Genomic DNA, 19,043 nt, shown 5'->3' on the forward strand with positions numbered 1-19,043 from the left:
AGACCTCTTGCAAAAGTCTTAAGTCGATCCTTGTACAGCAACATTTTTGAAGATTATCAACTACTAATAAATAATTAACTGAAAGTCCCTCCCATTATTGTTTCTATCGTTTGTTTTCGGATTTATGCAAGAGGTCTAATATTCAGAACGTTTCTGGATAGTACGACTATTCGGTATGTTATTCAGAAATATTCTGGCTATAATCGGAAAATATAAGGAAAGTTTCTTGCTATCACCCTCTATAGGGTGATTATCCCGAAAGTTTCAGCTTTTTGTCCCGTCGAAGTTGACTAGGCGGAAAATGTCAGTATAATCAATAGTTAGACCTCAAATCAGGAACTCAAACAACTTACACTAAGGGGAACAAAGTAGATGGGAAACCTCAGATTGCGGAATTGCACGACTTACCAACTGGAGTATCACAAGATTTTGGCTGGAAGTAGGAGCCACTTTGTTGCCCCAGGAGGAGAGGGCGCAGATATTAAATGGGGCGCAACCTATACTCTGAGAGTCTCACAGGTTGGTGGCGGTAGTTCTGCGAAAAGAGATGCTGTCAATCCAAGCGGTACTTACTATGTAGTTGCGACATCATCTGGTATCCAAATTTTGACAGAGGATCAAATTAAAGGTTTTGGGCAGAATGAAAGCAACCCTTACATTGAGAATTGGCTTGCGGATCACATTGATGCTAACTGCAAAGTAGAATGGAAGCTGATCCAAAGCGTACAGAATTCTGCAATTGATCAAAGTTTTGAGATTACGGAGTTTGTAGGAGTCAAACGTGAATCAACTACAACAGATCGTCTGACTATAAGTAGTTCTAATACTGTTAGCTTGGGTTTGGAAGCTGGCAAAAAAATCAGAGCGGGTGGAGAATTTACATTTAAGTAACTGGAATTAACTGGAAGTATTGGATACGAAAATCGTACTGAGCGAGAGACATTCCACGAATCTATGAAGCATGAAGAAATTTATCATTCAAAAGAGATCAAGAGGAAATTTGATCTTAAAAAGGGTGATTCTCTTTTTGTATGGCAAATTGTAGCCAATGTATTTGGTAATCTAGTTTATCTTGACCACATTGCCTATACAAGCAAAGGTGAAGGGGCACCTACAGAACCTAAGTTCGATGATGTTAAATTGAGCCTCGAAGTATGGCGGTAGGCGAGGGAAAACGTGATCTTTCAAGGGCAGATGTCTTTGCATTCCTGAAAAACACAAAAAATTTGTGTATACAGCTTCCTTGACAGACGGTATTTCGTTCTTTTCAAGCTCAAAAACATCATCCTTAATGTTGTTATACAAGGTCTAACAATTCAAATGCAGCGGACGGCTAAGAGCTACTAGAACTAAATTCAGGTTCTTTTACCGCCGCTGATTTGAGCCGTTGGGCTGCTTCTTGTTGTCGGTGAGACATTACTCGAAGGTTTTCTGTTTGAGTCAGGTTTAAGAGCAAAGGCATGGGTTGACTGCAATTGCAGGCTTGATTCGATCCGCTATAATTAACGCACTACCTTTTCTATAAGGGGTACACCACACCTTTCCGAGTGATGGGGCTAAGAGGCAGGTTAACACGACTATCGAGAGGTAGTCCGCTGTGTGGGCAATCGGGTCAATTCCTTAGTCTTTGATCCCTACTGTTATTTTTCCTGCAAAGGAAGAGTAATGCCGGTTCACGAGATCCGGAGGAAGACAGTGTTAAAGGGAAGTAAGCTCAATGGCAACGGGCAGCATAAACCAAATCAGTCACTTCGGTCTTTTTGCCAAAGACTAAAAGTGAGTATTAAGCGGCTAGATCAAACTTCTCGATCTTGTTATCGAAGATTCAGGTTGATTATCAGGCGTTTTTTACCCTTTCTACAGGCTGTAGCTGCGTTGATTGCGATCGCTAAATCTCTAGGGTTCTTGTAGCCCAAGTTAAGTTCGCAAGGCAAGGGAGATATTATTTCTCAATCTTGTCTTTAACATTAGTAGAGGAAGAATAATGTTAACACTTGAACAACTCGAAGTTGCTATCCTCCAGCTTTCACCTAATGATTTTAATCAGCTTTTAGAATGGTTCTTTGATTTAGATTATCAGCGTTGGGACGAACAACTTGAGAATGATATTGCTGCTGGCAAATTGGATAATTTGGCTAAGGAAGCACTGGCTGACTTTGAGGCGGGGCATTACCGGACAATTTAATGCATTTTACGACTCGTAGATTTTGGCAGTGCTATGACTCCTTACCTGAACCTATCCAGCAGGTAGCAGATGAAAATTATGAATTATTGAAGGCTGACCCATCCCATCCGTCGTTACATTTCAAAAAAGTCGGAAAGTATTGGTCGGTTCGGGCAGGTCGAGGTCATAGGGCATTGGGAATAGAAGTGGAGCGCGGCATTTTATGGTTTTGGATTGGCACACATGCAGAGTATGAAAGGTTAATTAAAAGCCAGTAGCGACGGCAGCCCAACACTGCGTTGGTGCGGACGGTAGATAAAACTTGGTCAAGTTGCTGAGATTATCTGCCGCCGCTTATCTTAGTCGTTAGACTTCAATAGGAGATAACGGTGAAGAAAGGAAAGGTAGTTTGTACCACTGTAGTCACATCACTCATCATTTCTGAATTGTGTTTTTTAGCTCCCCTCCAATCCCCACAGCTTTTGCAAGATAAGGTTCTATTCTTGAGCAATATAGAAGCGTGCGAGAATAAATTGATCATAAGCGATCTGTAGTTATTTCATTACTTGTGACAAGCGGCTGATCAATCCCCCAAAACCGATCGCCTCATCACAATTTTTGTTGCCAAAGATACTATTTTTTGGCTAAGTTGGGTAAGATCAGGAGAAGTTAACCAAAAAATTAAGAGAAAAAAACGTGCTGGGATCGTCCTTCCATCTTGATCATCTGTTTAAAAAGCCCCTAATTGCCTGTCTTTTGTCCTGTGTGGGTGTCTTGCTGCCGATCCCAGTTTTAGCGACACCGGTGGCAGTGTTAAAAAGTCAAGAAAATGCCAATCAATGGACAGATATAACCGAACGTTTGCAAAATGTCGGGGTTAATTACTGCATTCTCCAGAGTAATCAGTGGCAAAGCGACGCGGATCTAAATAAAATTAAGGTTCTAATCATCCCCAACGTCGAGACTATTTCCGGTTTACAAGCTGATGTCTTGAGTCGTTGGCTTAATCGCGGTGGTAAAATTATTGTCACCGGTCCGGCGGGGAATCTTTCGGAACCTGCTGTGCGTCATCAATTGCGATCGCTATTTGGGGCTTACTGGGCCTATCCTCACTCCCAAGCTTACACCCTGCGGCCGACTAATTTGGGTGAACTGAAAAACCAAAAACCTTTAGCCAGCAGTCTCCTCGGTGGTGTGGTTATCCCCACGGGAGTTAATAGCCAAACCGTTGCCGTCTGGGGGGCGCGCAACAATCCCCCCGCCGTTGTCCTCAATAATAACTCGATCTTTCTCGGTTGGCGCTGGGGCAGCGATGCCGTCGCTAATCTCGCCCTCGATAGTGCTTGGCTAGAAACCGCCCTGCAACGCTACGGCATTAATCGCAGTTCTTCTACTAACACAATTGCGCCCTATTGTCAAGGTCAATCAACAATAGTTAATAATATTAATAATACCCCAACAGCGATCTCGCGTAGCGAGCGCGTTGCGATCGCACCCCGTCGCCCTCTACCGCAGATTTCAGAAAATCCCCCCAGTGAAACGGCGAGATTAAGTCCGAGTACCGAGGCAATTCCCCCCAGAGCCAGCCTAACTCCTCAACAAATTAGCCAGATGACGGCGGAATTGCAGGGATTAATCGGGCGTTATGGGGTGACTCTCTTAGCTTTAGAAGCCAGCAACAGTAATATATCCAATACTGATAAATCCTTAGCACAAGCATTTCATAATCGCGGGAAAAATTCCCCCACCTCAGATACAGCCAGACGATTCCGTTTAGCCCTAGAAAATGCCCAAGGAGCTTTAAATAATTTTCAGAATTTAATTGCTCAGGGGGCCTATACCCAAGCGCGAGAATTTTGGTTACAAGCGCGGCGAAGTCTTTGGGATAATTATCCCACTAATCGACAATTTGCCCAGCCAGAAATACGGGCAATGTGGTTAGATAGAGGCACGATCGTAGAAGCTAAAAATGAGGACGATTTAGCTAAAGTATTCGATCGCATGGCGGCAGCGGGTATTAATGTGGTCTTTTTCGAGACAGTTAATGCTAGTTATACTATTTATCCCAGTCAAGTTGCCCCCGAACAAAACCCTTTAACCAGAGGTTGGGACCCCCTAAAAGTTGCCGTTAAATTAGCCCATGAACGCAATATGGAAATCCACGCCTGGGTGTGGGTTTTTGCGGCGGCTAATCAAGCTCATAATAAAGTATTAGAGCAACCATTAGATTATCTAGGTCCGGTTTTATCCCGTAATCCCGATTGGGGGGCAACTAATAAAAGTGGTGGTTCTTTTGATTACAGTCAAGGCATGAAAAAGGCATTTTTTGATCCTGCTAATCCCGAGGTACAGAACTATCTTTTATCTCTTTACGAGGAAATTGTCAAGAATTATGATGTGGATGGCTTGCAGTTAGATTATATTCGCTATCCCTTCCAGAGTCAAGATTCTAATCAAACCTATGGTTATGGTAAATCCGGCCGCTGGTTATTTAAACAAATGACGGGAGTTGATCCAATTACGTTAAATCCCCGGGGTGCTTTATGGGAACAATGGACTAGCTTTAAAATCCGTCAGGTTGATACTTTTGTCTCGCAGGTTTCTACTCGCTTAAAACAGATTCGCCCCCACTTAAAAATGTCGGCGGCGGTGTTTCCCCTAGAACAAAAAGAACGATTATATCGTATTCAACAAAACTGGGAAGAATGGGGACAAAATCAATGGATAGACCTGATATTTTTAATGACTTATGCTCTCGATACAGGGACTTTAGAAGATAAAACCAAGTCTTTATTTGATCGCCAAATTGCAGGAAATGCTCTGATTATACCCGGTATCCGTCTGTTAAAAGTACCCGATCAAGTCACGATCGATCAACTACAATTTATTCGTAATCTTCCCACTTCGGGATTCGCTCTTTTTGCCACAGAAAATCTCAATCCCAACTTGCAAACAATTCTTAATCGCATTCAGGGATCGATAATTACGAAAAAAACCGAACCTTTACCCCACCGTCAACCCTTCAAAACGGCGGCGGCGAGGTTTAATTCCCTGCGTCAAGAGTGGAGTTTTTTAATAATAAATAATTTATGGGCAATGGAGGAGGGAACCTTAAAAGCTTGGGGGCAAGAAGTGGACGAAATGGCTAATCTATTAGAACAGTTGGCTAATAATCCCAGCCCTCGCAATTTGACTTTAACTCAAAATGCTTTAAAGCGATTTAGCTATAAATTTAAATCTGTGATGTCCAGACAAAAAGATTTATCTGCCTATCAAATACAGGTCTGGGAAAATCGCCTCGCCACCCTACAAAGTCTCTTAAGTTATGGTCAAATGGTTGAGTTTTAATTAAGGCAAAAGGTAGGAGGCAGGTTTTGGGGTTTTAGGGTTTTAGGGTTTTAGTTCAATTTCCCCACTTCCCCACCTCCCCACTTCATAATTCATCATTCCCACACCCCACACCCCACACCCCACACCCCACACCCCACACCCCACACCCCACACCCCACACCCCACACTCTCTTGTCAGAGGCCCGCCGGAATATGTAACAATTTATAGAAGAAACCCCCAAGCAAATTTAACGAGAAAAACATGGCAGCTACAATTAAGAAAGGAGCTTTAGTCCGCGTGGTGACGGGAAACCTAGAAAATAGCCTCGAAGCCCTAGCCAGCGATCGCCGTTTACCCAGTTATATGTTCAACTCGACAGCAGAAGTCTTGGATGTAAAAGATGATTACGCTTTGATTAAATTCTACGTTCCTACCCCCAGTGTGTGGCTAAAGCTCGAACAACTGGAACCCGTCTGATGAGGATATTGCCTCATCCATAAATCATGGTTGACTTCTACGATACACTCATCCCCTGCCAATCGCCCCGAGTCTCGGTTATTGGTGCCGGTAACGTCGGACGCACCCTGGCCCAACGCATCGCCGAAAAAAACCTCGCCGATGTGGTTCTCCTCGATATCGTCAATGGTTTGCCCCAGGGTATTGCCCTAGATTTGATGGAAGCTCAGGGCATAGAACTGCACGACAGCGAGATTATCGGCACTAATAACTATGAAGACACGGCAGGCTCGGATATTGTCGTGATTACGGCTGGATTAGCCAGAAAACCGGGCATGAGTCGCGATGATCTCATGAATGTCAATGCCAAAATTGTCGTCGAGGCCGCCACTAAATGCCTCCAGTATTCTCCAGAGGCCATTTTTATCGTCATCACTAATCCCCTTGATGTGATGACCTATCTAGTCTGGCAAGCAACTGGTTTACCCCCCCAAAGAGTGATGGGAATGGCAGGAGTCCTCGATTCTTCCCGTTTACAAACCTTTATCGCCATGGAATTGGGGGTTAGTACCGCCGACGTTCATGCCATGGTCTTGGGTGGTCACGGTGATTTAATGTTGCCCCTACCCCGTTACTGTACCGTCAGTGGTGTGCCGATTACCGAATTGATGGACGAGATGACAATTAATCGTCTAGTGGAGAGAACTCGCAACGGTGGGGCTGAAATCGTCAAATTACTGCAAACTGGCGGCGCTTATTACGCCCCTGCTTCCTCTGCCTGTACCATGGTCGAGACGATATTGAGAAATCAATCCCGTTTACTGCCGGCGGCAGCCTATCTCAAGGGTGAATACGGTTTACAGGATGTTTATCTGGGGGTTCCCTGTCGCCTAGGATGCCGGGGTGTGGAAAGTATTCTGGAAGTGCGTTTGACCGATGCTGAACGTCTGGATCTACACACTTCTGCTGCCTCAGTTCGTCAGAATGTTCATTTAGCCCTTGACAGTCTCAAGGTTTTGATGTAGTTAATACAACTCATATTTTAAGAGGGTACAGGGCAGAGAACCGTTATACAAGGGAGTGCGACGGGAAGAACGCAGACCGATTTGTTTAGTCAGTTCTTTGTTACCCGATAAAATATAGGCTGTCCAACCCTTAAACCTCTGTTTTAAGACATCACCGAAGGATTTATATAAGGCCCCTAATTCTTCGGTATTGCCCAATCTTTTGCCGTAAGGGGGATTACAGAGAATAATCCCTCGATCGCTCGCAGGTTCTAAGTCGGTGATGCTTTGCAAGCTAAAATTAATATGGTCCTGCACTTGACAAAAATAGGCGTTATCCTCGGCCTGACGCAAAACCTCATAATCGGCATCACTAGCATAAATTGGCGCATTTAGCTGAAATTTTTGTTTTTCTTTAGCTTCCTTAAGCAAAGATTGCCATAAATCCGGTTGATAGTCTGGCCATTTCTGAAATCCGAACTGGGAACGAGATAAACCGGGGGCAATATTTAAAGCTTTTAACGTCGCTTCGATGACAATGGTTCCCGAACCACAAAAAGGGTCTAAAAGCGCCATATCATCCTGCCATGCCGATAATTCTACCAAAGCAGCGGCGAGACTTTCTTTCAGAGGTGCGACTCCCATGGCCCGATGATACCCGCGACGATGCAAACTGTGACCAGAACTATCTAAACTAAGCACACAGAGATTTTTCTCGATATGAGCGTTAATTTGCAGGTCGGGATTTTCTGTATCCACAAAAGAACGGGGATTCCCCTGTTGACGCTGTTGGTCGATAATAGCGTTTTTGATGCTTAAAGCGGTGTAATGGGTGTGATTGAGGCGATCGTTCGTTCCCGTACATTGTACCGCTAAAGTTTCCTCACTGGTGAGATAATCGCGCCAATCAATGGCTTGAATGCCATCATACAGTTCCTTCCCATCCCCACAGGGAATTTCGGCAATGGGAACCAAAACCCGAAAAATAATTCTTGACCAAAGATTGACTCGATAGAGTAGGGAGATATCCCCCTGAAAATGGACTCCCGTGAATACGGGTTTCACTTCTTTGGCCCCTAGGAATTCTAATTCCCTAGCGGCAATTTCTTCTAGTCCCCTCGCGGTAGTAGCAAAATAGGATCGAGTCATTTCAGTTATCAGTTATCAGTTTTCAGTTTTCAGTTTTCAGATGTGAGTTATCAGTTATCAGTTTTCAGTTTTCAGTGACTAGCGCCGGTCGTTGGTAGCTTGAAATCAGAAAGATTTTAATTTTTATCCCCTTGTAAATTCCTATCTGATTCGTTCTTTCTTTATCTTGCAGGTAGTCGGCGATCAAATCAAGTTTTTGTTAGGAAATATTAAGGGTTTCTCCCAATCAAGACTAGACAGCATTCTCTGAGAAAATAATGTAGGCGCTCATTATCGTTAGGGAAATTTTTCTCGCGAGTTGCCTGAGCTATATTTGCTAGTTCGGTTTCCCCTATCTCTATATTATCCAGCCAATTCTTAAAATCTTGCTGCCTAATGTACTGCATAAAGTTTCTTGGATTATCTATACATAATTTGAGTAATTCTGGGATATTGTTAACGTCTTTTCTTCCACCATTGTCTAAGTTAAAATAGAAAGGTGGATTATATTCTGGATTTCTACTGTAATTTTGAATTTTATTAAGAAGATTTTTAAAACAATCATTAATAAGTTCATTTAAAAGGTTTTGTTTATTTGCTCCTTGTGCTTGCATCAAAACTTTAGTATTCTGTACTTGATTAGCTAGGCGAAATTCATCTAAAGTTTGCAGTCTCGATTTTAACGAGCCATTTTCTATCTGAATAATAGCATTATCTCTATCATCAATCATTGATTCTACTATTTGATATATTTGATACATTCGTGTAGATTTCACTTCAATCATTGATTCTACTATTTGATACATTCGTGTAGATTTCCCTTCTTGATTTTGAATATGTTCAAATAAATCATTAATAAGTTCATTTAAAAGGTTTTGTTGATTTGCTCCTTGTGCTTGCATCAAATCTTTAGTATTCTGTACTTTATTAGCTAGGCGAAATTCACCTAAAGTTTGCAGTTTCGATTTTAATGAGTCATTTTTTATATCATTAATAGCATTAGTTCTATCATCAATCATTTCTCCTACTATCTGATACAGAGGAATAAAATATCTTATAGGTTTTATCCAAAATATTCGTGTACTTTTCACATCTTCATTTTGTTTGTCAATTCCTTTGTACCAGATTTTTTTTAAACTTCCTTCACCGTCTCTTAACTGGGTAATTTTTTTTCCCGTTGTCCATTCCACCACGATAAATATAATTATTGCAAAAAAAACTATCCCTAATATTATTGCTAATAAAAATAATAGTCCGTTGTTCAACATTGTAGCCCATGCTATTTTAAATTCTGCTATGTTGAATATGGAAAAAATACCACCTATATTTGCGACTAATGCAATACCACCAAAAACGACCGTAACCCAAGTACCCTCTTCTGATCCAAATCGTAAAGTTTGCATATAGGTTTCCCAAACAATTGGCTTCTGATCACCGGGTAAATTATTAAAGTATAAATCATTGATTTTAGACTCAATATTAGTGGCAATATATCTACCCGTTGCAGCAATTTGAGAATTATTTGCATTGACAAGAAAGATGATCAATCCACAAGAAGCGGGAACTATTATCCCTAAAATAATGACTGAAGGAATTCGTCGTTCAATTGGAATATCATAAAAGTCCTGTTTTTGTGGAGATATTGTTTCTGTTGCTGTGTCTTTTTCTTTAATAACTAACGTCGAGGAAGTTGGCTTTGAATTTTTTGGTTTAATTTCGTGACTACTATCCCCTTTTGGATGAGATATTGTCGTTTGTGTTGTTTCTCCTTTTGTCGTTTTTTTTTCTCCTTTTGTCGTTTCTATTGTAGTTGTATCTCTGGGTATTCTAGTAATAGTTGTTGTCTCTTTCATGATGGGAAGATTAGCTATGGGACTGATCCCAATTCCCAGTAAAGTCAAAACTAGAGCGCCTCCGAAGACAATAACATTAGTGCGATTTTGCATGGTTTGCAAAATTTGTGTTCTCAGGGTTTTATACTCCTCCATACACACATCGATCGCTTTATTGATATCGGGTTGATTGTTGTTCTTAGGCATTTTTTAACTCCTGGATTTATATATAGTTGTAATTTTATCTGGTCAAATAAGTAGGTAGGCGTTAAAAATTATCAGACACCCACCTTATCAAGGGTAGATCCCCCCGCCTATCGGCACCCCCCTTATCAAGGGGGGCAGGGGGGATCAAACCTAAAATCCATTTTTAATTGAATTATAACCAGCTATTTAGAATTACACTATTGGCTTAAACTTTTCTTAATTAGTTCCAAGGCGATTTGTAAATTAGCCTGTGTCCAAAGGAGAGGAGTGGCATCATTAGGAATATATTTTCCCTGTTCTAGATAGTATAATTCGGGACATTTAAACTCACCCAGGGGGGAATCTTTTCCCGTAATTTGTCCGAGAGAACGATTGAAGTAATGGGTTTGTAGGTTGAGGTATTTCTCCTGACCTGTACTCTGGAATTTAAGGGCAAAAATGGCAGAAATAATCGGATCAAAAATACACCATTGTGCTTCTTCGCCTAGGTTTAATCCTCTCCCTTGTTCCTGTAACCAATTTTCCCTTTCTGTCGATACCGTGGTGCGGATTTCTGGGGGAATTAAGCGATAGTCTCGACACCAAAAAGAATCACCTAAATAGCGACGAATACCGTAATCTCCCTGAAGGTGAACGATAACATTATTAAGAATTTGATCGGCGATATTTGTCTCCACCACTTGTAAGGGATAAATCAAAAAAAGTAGGGCTGCATCATAACTTCTCGCTTGCGGTACTGGTAGAAGACACTCGGCCGGTAAAATACGGTATAAAGCTTGTTCTCCTATCTCAATTAAGTCCGCTAAAAATGCCGGTGTAATCCTGCGATTTTCAGCCGTGAGATTTATCTCTGTCTCGATTAATAACCTTTTTAATTCCCGTAATCCCGCTACCACAACCCCGATGCTAGATGCTTCTATTTTACGGGTTTCTTCCCAGTGACCGCTATCCTCATCCTGCCAATAACTAATTGCTTGAAAATATAAGGGGAATAGGGCAATTGTTTCTAGACAATGGGGGGAAAGCTCAACATATTTTTCCCGTGCTAAACGACAATAAAACCAGAGAAAATAGCCAAGGGCATCATTTTGTGCGTGTTGCCAAACTTGGTCAATTTCCGTCAGTGTACGTCCCTCAAAACGAATATGAGGACGTTCCCTGATCTTTTCAGGATTAACTCGACCTTGGATAATATTAATAAAACGCCTTTGGAACTTTTGAAAATAGTTCATCAAAGTCTGAATATTCTTGACAGCGATCGCTGTCTGTCCGATAATATAGTGAGAATAGGCCAGATAAACGTTATCCCTCAGCCAAACATTGGCATATCCGGTGTATTCTGTCTCATTACTGACTAATGCTGCTGGAAATAAGCCATTTTCTAGCTGGGGAAATCTCAAGACATCATTTTCCGACAAAAACGCGGATAATCTCTGAAGATCCCCCAGAGAGTAGCGGTATTTAATGAAATCGAGAATTTTTTCGTTGTGAACAACCAGCATCGGCAAAATACCCCAATAATCTGCTCAAAAACGAATTTATCTCGCTCAATTCTACTGAGAAACCCAAAAAATGCGTCTTTGATTAGGATCCCGTCGGGGACTTTGTTCCCCCATCACTTGCCGCGCTTGACTAGGATCGAAGCTGCGAGTAAATTGACCGCGCAATTGATTGACGCGTTCCTCCTTTTCTTGGGCTGCCAAACGCACTTCTTCCAGTTTTGCCTGTTGGATCTGTTGGTAAGGTAGCAAACGAGCGATCGCAAAAACTGCCGTGACGGAAATGGCGCTATAGGCAATAATTCGGAGCCAGATCTCGATAACTTGCCAGTTTTGGGATTTATTGCCGCTTTTTGGCTTTTTTCGGTTTTTTTTGTCGGTTTGGTTTCGTGTTCCTGCGGTCATAGATTTATGAGTATAAGTAAAATCGGTGAGAAAAGTGGCTAATTACTTTCAAGTTACTCCCAATCACTGATAACTGGTAACTGATAACCGACAACCGAAAAAACCCCAATCGGTCTCCCCTATAGCTAGGTCAGACGGGATCAGGGTTTATTGAAAGCGATTTTACTTATAAAGTTCCGTCGCTAGACGAAAAGCCAAAATCCCGGGGATTAAAGCAATTACCAGAGCGACTAAAACTTGAGTATCAGAAAGCATTGCTGATTATCTCCTCATAAAGATATTCATCCAATACTTTCCGACATCATCGGGGTCCTCTGCATCATTTCGTTACAAGACTTCATATCTCCCCACCCCGATGACGGTTATCTCCCCTAGAAAAGAAAGTTGTAAAAGCGTTAAGCTGAAGTATTGCCATGATTACATTTATTTTTACCTGCGGCCTCAATGTTAGACTCGCTCCTTGATTCATCTCTAACCCTTAGTCTAAAAACCCCGTTAATTCTGTTGGTTCTCATTGCCCTAGAAGCGGTATTATCAGCAGATAACGCCATTGCTCTCGCTTCCATAGCACAGGGATTAGGAGATCATCAGCGTCAACGTCAGGCCTTGAATATTGGCTTAGTTTTCGCCTATATTCTCCGTATGGTCTTGATTCTTACCGCCACCTGGGTGGTTAAATACTGGCAGTTTGAACTTTTGGGAGCAGTATATTTGCTCTGGTTAGTCTTTAATTACTTTGCCTCCCCGGAAGACAAAGACCACACCCATCATAGTCTCAAGTTTCAATCTCTCTGGCAAGCTATCCCCCTAATTGCCGTTACCGATTTAGCTTTTTCCCTCGATAGTGTCACCACCTCCATCGCCGTGGCCGATGATACTTGGTTGATCCTGCTTGGTGGTACGATCGGAGTAGTTACCCTGCGCTTTATGGCGGGTTTATTTATTCGCTGGTTGGAAGAATACACCCACCTAGAAGATGCTGGTTTTGTCACCGTCGGTTTGGTGGGTTTAAGATTGCTGTTGCGGGTGATTAGTCCCGATTTTGTGCCGCCGGAATGGATTATGATTAGTTTAATTGCTATCCTCTTTGCTTGGGGTTTCTCAAAACGCAACGATCGAGAACCAATAGAGAGTGATACCATCCAATCTGATGAATTGCCATAAAATAATCATCAGGACAGTATTCTCCGAGCCAGTATTCAGGAGATTGCTTTTATTTATTCTCCCCACACCCCAATTGGCTCTCTTATTTTTTGTGTGATAAGTTTAACTTAATGTAGGATCGATCTTTGTGTCCTTTGTGTCTCTGTGGTTCGTTCCACTCACTCGCCACTTCTCAACCCCTCACTAATTACCGACCACCGAAAAGAAAATCCCTAGAAGATCATGTCATCTTTACCGACTCCATCTGCTGATACCTTAGAAAATTCTACTCGATCGCCCTCTTGGAAAATTAAACTTCTCTACGATGGAGAATGTCCCCTCTGCTTGCGCGAGGTCAATTTTCTGCAAAAACGGGATGCTGGGAGAGGATTAGTTGCTTTTGTCGATATTGCCGCCGAAAACTATAATCCAGAGGAAAATGGCGGTATTTCCTTCGCGGCAGCCATGGGGCGAATCCACGCCGTACTAGCTGATGGTACTATTCTCCAAAATGTGGAAGTGTTTCGCCAAGTCTATGACATTTTAGACATTGGTTGGATTTATGCCGCTACCAAATGGCCGGTTATTGGGTTTCTAGTGGATATTATCTATGAAATTTGGGCTTCTTGGCGATTAACCTTAACCGGAAGACCGAATTTACAGACAATTTTAGCAGAACGTCAAAAACGTCTGGAATGCAACTCATCAAATCGTTGTTCTCAGTCAGTTAAAATCTCCTAAAAAAATAGGGAGTATTTAGGGTTTGCGGCAAAAAGTTTTTCCTGGGGGTAGGGTGTGGGGTGTGGGGTGTGGGGTGTAGGGTGTAGGGTTTTACCGATTGATTTTCAGGTGGTCAATTACCTAATTTTCAGGGAAAAAGTCCCTGAATTTTCCCCCCGATCACTGCCAAGGCCGGTACTTTTTGATTTCCAAAAAGTCTAAAGATATTATCCAACAAGGTTTTTAGATTTATTCAGCAAGCCCTATTTAACTCTCTAGTAGGGATATTCTGTTGGTGATCTAACTACGCAGTTTTTGCAACGCTTTCGACTCAATTTGTCGCACCCTTTCCAGGGATAATTCCAAAGTGCGACCGATATCACCTAAAGCATGGGATTTACCATTAAAATTTAGTTGGCAATTTTTCGGACATCGAGTCCTCAAATTGCCGCCCCCTGCACCTTCCCCACTGGTGCGTTGCTGAGGGTGGGGACTGACGCAGGTTCGTTCAACTCGACACGATACTAGACAATCGGCTGAAAGACACTTGTCGAAACAAAATCGCCAACAGCTAACCCCATTTCAAAAGAATCAATACAAGCTTCCCGGACGTGAACTCCGCCATAAATACGGCCGATGGCATCTTCCATTCCCGCTTCATGGAAGCTATCGAAATCACGAACGACACCGGGAAGTTCTTGGGAGACAGCACTAAACACATAGTTTTCACCAAAATACTCAGTCATCACTCCAGCAAATGCTCCCCCCATGGCGGAATGCCCTGACATATAATCCGGGAAAGGTGGCGAATTAACCCCCATTAATTCTGACAGCAAGGGTTTCCAATTGGGATCGCCCACCGTAGAAGCTATCCCGTCATTAGCCGCAAATCCCCCAGCAATTACGTCATCAGGGCGAGGTTGGAGTTCAGTGTATTTCTCTTTCCAAGCGACGATTACCGCATCTGCCAGCGCGGTATTTAATGCGGCAAATAAGCTGGCATCTTCTTGCAAGGTATTGCCCTCACGCACGGCGATTTCTTGAGCAATTTGGTTTAAGTGACCGTAGGGACGGAAGGTATCAGCCCGGTCATAGGCCCAGAAAACAGCCATTTCTGCCTGGTCTGCATTGCGTAAAGTGGTCGTGAGAGCAGTGTTTTGCAATCCACCATAGAGCCGGACTTCTTCAATTTCTTGGGCATACAATGCACCCTGATCATTAGGATTGTCGGGACGGCCATCAAGAGTTACATCAAGTTGATTTTGCGAGACAAACTGGTCAATGTTGCCAATTGTCCAAGGAGTTACCCCACCCCAGTTGGCACCGAGTGCTACCCCAGCAGTGGGTCCTAAGGTTTCTGGTGTCCAGACATAGTTTCCCGACGGCGCAGTGAAAGGCGTATTGTTGCTGGAACCATCATTAGCGCGTAAATTGAGGCTCTGATTGGCTACTAAAATGCCAAAATTAAAACCCCTGTTTTCAGCGGTGGCACTGTCCTGAATCTCCGCCAGAGAATTGGTTACTTGCTGTGATAACAAGCTATTTTGTTCAGGTAATTGAGTAGAGAGAACTCGATAGGCCGCACCAACTACCGCCGCCTGCAACGAGGTATTTGTTGGTGCGCTCACATTTACAGCATAGGAGGGATATAAAGTGTTGAAGGCCTGAACCGTATCATAGACAGCAGTAGAAACCAAGGCCATTAAGCGAGAACCCACTGTCGGCCCAACTCCCCGCCCTGCTTTTCCCTCGGCTTGAATCGCATTTAATGCGATCGCATTCCAGTCGATGATGGCATTAGTATTGAGTCCCGATACTAATTTACTGGTGACATTATTGGTTTCCAGTTGTTCGGGAATTTGGTTATTGGCATCAACTTGAGCAATGAGAAAGTAAGCCCCCGCAGCGATGACTGAAGTATTGTTGTTATACGTTAAGTCTAAGGTGACTGACTGCCCGGCGTTTAGGTTCAAGTTTGTGCTGACACTGGTGAGTAACCGATCGTTACTGTCAATCTCACCGTCAGTGGAAATGTACAGTTTGACAGTACTGGGACCACTGGCGCTCGCCTGTCCTTGATTGGTGACAATTACCTTTGCACTTCCCTGAGCGCCGAAGTTAACCGTACTTGGCAAATTAATCGTGCCAAAACTGCCCACTAAATCTGGTCGTGAGACACTTGAGGTAGAACTTGAGGTAGAACTTGAGGTAAGACTTCGGGTAGGACTTGAGGTAAAACTTGAGGTAAAACTTGAGGTAGGACTTGAGGCAGGACTTGAGGTAAGACTTGAGGTAGAAGTTGAATTTTGGTTATTGCCATTGTTTGGTATCGTTCCTCCCCCAGTATCAAGTTCAACTGCCTCTAAAAAATCAACTTGATTCAAAAGCACATCCAATTCTTCTAGGGAGAGAAGAGTTAAATCTTCGTCACCGATAACCTGCTCTAACAACTGATCAACATGACTGTCTCCTTGATTACTATTTGGTATTTGCTCGTTCTCAGTTACTTTCTTCTGATCATCAACGGGTTTTTTTGGTGATGACTGGTCATCAACGGGTTTTTTTGGTGATGACTGGGCGGTAGTTATAGGAGTGGTTGAACTCATGGTCAATAAGTTAGGAAAGAGTAAAGGCATTCAAGACAGAAAGTATCGAAGCTTAACTTGTTGTTGCGTTCCAGGACCAAACCGATGTCACCGTCAGTGGAAATTTACAGGTTCACAGCACAAGTACCTCTGGTGATCAGCTGTGCTTGATGGGCGACAATTAGCTGTGCATTTATTTCCTTGATCTGTTTGACGAGGTTGACAAAATGGGAATCGTGGGGGCAATTCAAACTTGAGTTTTGCGATACAACTGAGTGATCCACCTCACATATCCTAACACCATTAATACCTGATGTCAATCAATTCTTATGTCTTTAATCATACACTTTTATCGATGGATAAAACTAGAATCATGTCTTATCCCACATTCCGCATCCTAAAGTGTCACATTGAAAATTTTATCTAAATCGTCAAAACGATTGCCGGCTCTGAATTACAGGCTAATTTGTTTGCCCAGCAGATGCACAATTAGCGCTAAAAATCTGATAGCTCTGATACCAAATTATTGAGATAGACTCTCATTAAGCAAGCTGGCGATCGCTGACTAGAGTGTGACACTTCATAATTCTTAGTAATCGCTAAAAGTCTTACTACACAAGGGCTAGAGCAACTGTTGGTTTCAACGACTAGGGGGCGGAATGTGGGTTTAATCATAGATTTTTAGGGGGCGGAATGTGGGTTTAATCTCTTCGGGTCTAATTCCCCGCCGCTCGCGGCGTACAATAGAAAAATGAGTGAATACATCCATAAGAGCCATAATGTAAGTGTTTTGCTATATCATTTAGTGTTCCCAGCCAAATATCGTAAAGCCGTTTTCGACGAACAGGTAGATAGCTTGTTGAAAGAAGTCTGTCTAGAGATGGAAAAACGATACGAGATAAAGTTTGTAGAAATTGGAGTGGATAAAGATCATGTGCATTTTCTGGTGCAATCAGTACCGACCTATAGTGTGACAAGGATAGTGACAATGATTAAAAGTATAACGGCGAGAGAAATTTTCAAAAAGTGTCCTCAAGTGAAAAAGCAGTTGTGGGGAGGAGAGTTTTGGAGTGATGGATATTACGCAAGTACGGTAGGAAAGCATGGGGATGAAGGTATGATAGCGAGATATGTAAAAGAACAAGATAAAGAATACCTGCAGCTACACCAAAATCTACAATTGAGTCTATTTTGATTCTGATACCCCGTCCGCTTGCGGCGGGGTAGTTCATTCGTAATTTTTTTAGCATCGGCCAAACCTTTAGGAATCTGAAACTTATTTTTTAGAATATAGTCCACACTGCGAACCATGTAAGAAACCACGGGTTCAGGGGTATAATAAACCCCCCTAGACTCACGCATTTTACTATCGTATTCGGCTAAAAAAGTCTCATAAAAGTGAACTACAGGATCCTGCTTGCGCGTGCGTTTTCCAAAGCTGCTAAGAATCCCCTCCATGTCGGTTTGTTGTAAAATAGTCGCTAGAGTATCCACGGCCCAAGTAATCCGCTCATCTAATTCTGTACCAGCAATTTGATGAAAAATTCCCCGCAAAAAAGGGTTAGTTTTCGGTAGTCGAAATCCCGCCGTTTCCCGGGAAAAAGAACTTATTTGATCCGTATTACAGCGTGCTGCGAATAAACCATAACAGATTGTTTGTGCATACATATCCGCGAACTGCGCTTCATTGAGATCACTAATTAAAACTCGTTGAAAAGATTGCAATTGTTGCCGCAACATTCCCCCGCAATCTTGATCTTTTAAAGCTTGGCCGATTGCATCTCGAATTAACTGCGCTAAAGCGGCCATTTTTTTCGCTAATTCTCGCGGTGTTGTTATCTGAATAACTTTTGAGAGGAAAAATTGACAGAACAATTGTTCTACTTGTAAAATACCCTGGGAATCAGGTTTAATTTGCTTTTTTTGATTAAGACTTGCCACGGCAGCTGATAGACGCAATTCTCCCGATACATACCAACGAAATTCTAAATGATCAGTGATAATTAAATTACCCAAAGCCTGTAAATAACGTTTTATTTGGGGAGTATTTTCAACCTTTTTGAGAGAAGTTCCGATATCTTTTGCTTCCAGATGACCAATTTCTACTATACCCTGATTAATCACAAAATCCGGAGCGCCACAAGCAATCCTTTTGGGTTCATTGAGAGCCTGTAGGTTATTATTTAGGGATTCAATTAATTTTTTTAAAGCAGGACGATAACTGTGTTCTGTGGCGTTACCCTGTTGATAAATGCCTGTGATTTCCTCTAGATATTTTGGCAGTGAGTTACTCATTATCGTTGCGACATACAAACGTTCTTCTATAGATAAAATATAACCTCATTTGCCCCCAATGTCCACTGCCCTCATCCTACTTTATGGCTGCATCTGACATTTGCAGAAATACCGACAATGAGCAATTATCAGTGATTCTTGAATTATCACAGATATATCAGCAGCTGCCTGTAAGCATCCCACCGAAAAGCTAATGCGCGGGGGGTTTGGGGGCGGCGCCACGCCCCCAACGGGGGGTTTGGGGGGTAGAACCCCCCAAAAGCTTGGATTGATT

The 19,043-nt window shown here is 42.5% G+C and carries 16 protein-coding genes and 2 pseudogenes; 9 read left to right on the forward strand and 9 right to left on the reverse strand.

Features of this window, described 5'->3' with window-relative positions:
- The first annotated feature begins 372 nt into the window (after nt 1-372).
- Nucleotides 373-891 (forward strand): hypothetical protein, encoded by a 519-nt coding sequence (locus O9332_RS25515; protein WP_002758730.1) that lies wholly within the window; start codon nt 373-375, stop codon nt 889-891.
- Nucleotides 892-954: 63 nt separating this feature from the next.
- The gene (locus O9332_RS25520; protein WP_002758728.1) at nt 955-1,164 is read left to right on the forward strand and encodes a hypothetical protein; all 210 of its coding nucleotides are present in this window, start codon (nt 955-957) and stop codon (nt 1,162-1,164) included.
- Between the two features lie 169 nt (nt 1,165-1,333).
- On the opposite strand, the gene O9332_RS25525 is transcribed toward O9332_RS25520, so the two are convergent.
- On the reverse strand, nt 1,334-1,462 hold the full coding sequence (locus O9332_RS25525; RefSeq protein WP_002758727.1) for a hypothetical protein: 129 nt from the start codon (nt 1,460-1,462) through the stop codon (nt 1,334-1,336).
- A gap of 522 nt (nt 1,463-1,984) precedes the next feature.
- Between O9332_RS25525 and O9332_RS25530 the strand changes: the two genes are divergently transcribed.
- The 4 genes from O9332_RS25530 to mdh all read left to right on the forward strand — a co-directional run bounded on the left by O9332_RS25530 (nt 1,985) and on the right by mdh (nt 6,976).
- A complete protein-coding gene (locus tag O9332_RS25530; RefSeq protein WP_002758726.1) occupies nt 1,985-2,185 on the forward strand; it encodes a hypothetical protein in 201 nt (66 codons plus the stop codon).
- Between the two features lie 675 nt (nt 2,186-2,860).
- Entirely contained in the window at nt 2,861-5,512 is a 2,652-nt protein-coding gene (locus O9332_RS25540; protein ID WP_288027878.1) for a glycoside hydrolase family 10-like protein, read from the forward strand.
- Nucleotides 5,513-5,756: 244 nt separating this feature from the next.
- On the forward strand, nt 5,757-5,972 hold the full coding sequence (locus O9332_RS25545; RefSeq protein ID WP_002758722.1) for an NAD(P)H-quinone oxidoreductase subunit O: 216 nt from the start codon (nt 5,757-5,759) through the stop codon (nt 5,970-5,972).
- Between the two features lie 26 nt (nt 5,973-5,998).
- Nucleotides 5,999-6,976, forward strand: coding sequence for a malate dehydrogenase (gene mdh / locus O9332_RS25550; protein WP_002758721.1), 978 nt, complete (start codon nt 5,999-6,001; stop codon nt 6,974-6,976).
- On the opposite strand, the gene O9332_RS25555 is transcribed toward mdh, so the two are convergent.
- The 5 genes from O9332_RS25555 to psaM form a co-directional block, all read right to left on the reverse strand.
- Complete coding sequence (locus tag O9332_RS25555; RefSeq protein ID WP_288027881.1) at nt 6,977-8,104, reverse strand: THUMP domain-containing class I SAM-dependent RNA methyltransferase; 1,128 nt, start codon at nt 8,102-8,104, stop codon at nt 6,977-6,979.
- A gap of 209 nt (nt 8,105-8,313) precedes the next feature.
- Complete coding sequence (locus tag O9332_RS25560; protein WP_288027883.1) at nt 8,314-10,122, reverse strand: hypothetical protein; 1,809 nt, start codon at nt 10,120-10,122, stop codon at nt 8,314-8,316.
- Nucleotides 10,123-10,319: 197 nt separating this feature from the next.
- Nucleotides 10,320-11,624: a glycoside hydrolase family 15 protein gene (locus O9332_RS25565; protein ID WP_002758718.1), complete on the reverse strand. Its 1,305-nt coding sequence runs from the start codon at nt 11,622-11,624 to the stop codon at nt 10,320-10,322.
- A gap of 51 nt (nt 11,625-11,675) precedes the next feature.
- Entirely contained in the window at nt 11,676-12,026 is a 351-nt protein-coding gene (locus O9332_RS25570) for a slr1601 family putative cell division protein (RefSeq protein ID WP_002758717.1), read from the reverse strand.
- A gap of 162 nt (nt 12,027-12,188) precedes the next feature.
- Complete coding sequence (psaM, locus tag O9332_RS25575; RefSeq protein ID WP_012264462.1) at nt 12,189-12,281, reverse strand: photosystem I reaction center subunit XII; 93 nt, start codon at nt 12,279-12,281, stop codon at nt 12,189-12,191.
- A 189-nt stretch (nt 12,282-12,470) separates the two neighbouring features.
- Here psaM and O9332_RS25580 point away from each other — a divergent pair, with 189 nt between their 5' ends.
- Together O9332_RS25580 and O9332_RS25585 are read left to right on the forward strand one after the other, a co-directional pair.
- Nucleotides 12,471-13,190, forward strand: a complete 720-nt coding sequence (locus O9332_RS25580) for a TerC family protein (protein ID WP_002758716.1) — start codon at nt 12,471-12,473, stop codon at nt 13,188-13,190.
- A 222-nt stretch (nt 13,191-13,412) separates the two neighbouring features.
- Nucleotides 13,413-13,910, forward strand: coding sequence for a thiol-disulfide oxidoreductase DCC family protein (locus O9332_RS25585; protein ID WP_002758715.1), 498 nt, complete (start codon nt 13,413-13,415; stop codon nt 13,908-13,910).
- A gap of 279 nt (nt 13,911-14,189) precedes the next feature.
- On the opposite strand, the pseudogene O9332_RS25590 reads toward O9332_RS25585, so the two are convergent.
- Both O9332_RS25590 and O9332_RS25595 read right to left on the reverse strand, forming a co-directional pair.
- Nucleotides 14,190-14,294: pseudogene (locus O9332_RS25590) on the reverse strand (sigma factor-like helix-turn-helix DNA-binding protein); the annotation flags it as partial.
- A 119-nt stretch (nt 14,295-14,413) separates the two neighbouring features.
- On the reverse strand, nt 14,414-16,495 hold the full coding sequence (locus O9332_RS25595) for a vanadium-dependent haloperoxidase (protein WP_502846663.1): 2,082 nt from the start codon (nt 16,493-16,495) through the stop codon (nt 14,414-14,416).
- A gap of 730 nt (nt 16,496-17,225) precedes the next feature.
- Here O9332_RS25595 and tnpA point away from each other — a divergent pair.
- The gene (gene tnpA, locus O9332_RS25600) at nt 17,226-17,669 is read left to right on the forward strand and encodes an IS200/IS605 family transposase (RefSeq protein WP_002740761.1); all 444 of its coding nucleotides are present in this window, start codon (nt 17,226-17,228) and stop codon (nt 17,667-17,669) included.
- A gap of 14 nt (nt 17,670-17,683) precedes the next feature.
- Here the strand turns inward: tnpA and O9332_RS25605 are convergent.
- A pseudogene (locus tag O9332_RS25605) lies at nt 17,684-18,769 on the reverse strand (type ISP restriction/modification enzyme); the annotation flags it as partial.
- Between the last annotated feature and the right edge of the window lie 274 nt (nt 18,770-19,043).

The organism is Microcystis sp. LE19-10.1B (assembly GCF_027530565.1).
GTDB lineage: Bacteria > Cyanobacteriota > Cyanobacteriia > Cyanobacteriales > Microcystaceae > Microcystis > Microcystis aeruginosa.

What these genes read in the sequence shown, in the direction of transcription:
- O9332_RS25555 (WP_288027881.1), bottom strand. Translation starts at nt 8,104, where the DNA reads ATGACTCGATCCTATTTTGCTACTACCGCGAGGGGACTAGAAGAAATT.
- O9332_RS25570 (WP_002758717.1), bottom strand. Translation starts at nt 12,026, where the DNA reads ATGACCGCAGGAACACGAAACCAAACCGACAAAAAAAACCGAAAAAAG.
- O9332_RS25545 (WP_002758722.1), top strand. Translation starts at nt 5,757, where the DNA reads ATGGCAGCTACAATTAAGAAAGGAGCTTTAGTCCGCGTGGTGACGGGA.
- psaM (WP_012264462.1), bottom strand. Translation starts at nt 12,281, where the DNA reads ATGCTTTCTGATACTCAAGTTTTAGTCGCTCTGGTAATTGCTTTAATC.
- mdh (WP_002758721.1), top strand. Translation starts at nt 5,999, where the DNA reads ATGGTTGACTTCTACGATACACTCATCCCCTGCCAATCGCCCCGAGTC.
- O9332_RS25580 (WP_002758716.1), top strand. Translation starts at nt 12,471, where the DNA reads ATGTTAGACTCGCTCCTTGATTCATCTCTAACCCTTAGTCTAAAAACC.
- O9332_RS25585 (WP_002758715.1), top strand. Translation starts at nt 13,413, where the DNA reads ATGTCATCTTTACCGACTCCATCTGCTGATACCTTAGAAAATTCTACT.
- O9332_RS25525 (WP_002758727.1), bottom strand. Translation starts at nt 1,462, where the DNA reads ATGCCTTTGCTCTTAAACCTGACTCAAACAGAAAACCTTCGAGTAATG.
- O9332_RS25565 (WP_002758718.1), bottom strand. Translation starts at nt 11,624, where the DNA reads ATGCTGGTTGTTCACAACGAAAAAATTCTCGATTTCATTAAATACCGC.
- O9332_RS25530 (WP_002758726.1), top strand. Translation starts at nt 1,985, where the DNA reads ATGTTAACACTTGAACAACTCGAAGTTGCTATCCTCCAGCTTTCACCT.
- O9332_RS25515 (WP_002758730.1), top strand. Translation starts at nt 373, where the DNA reads ATGGGAAACCTCAGATTGCGGAATTGCACGACTTACCAACTGGAGTAT.
- O9332_RS25595 (WP_502846663.1), bottom strand. Translation starts at nt 16,495, where the DNA reads ATGAGTTCAACCACTCCTATAACTACCGCCCAGTCATCACCAAAAAAA.
- O9332_RS25560 (WP_288027883.1), bottom strand. Translation starts at nt 10,122, where the DNA reads ATGCCTAAGAACAACAATCAACCCGATATCAATAAAGCGATCGATGTG.
- tnpA (WP_002740761.1), top strand. Translation starts at nt 17,226, where the DNA reads ATGAGTGAATACATCCATAAGAGCCATAATGTAAGTGTTTTGCTATAT.
- O9332_RS25520 (WP_002758728.1), top strand. Translation starts at nt 955, where the DNA reads ATGAAGCATGAAGAAATTTATCATTCAAAAGAGATCAAGAGGAAATTT.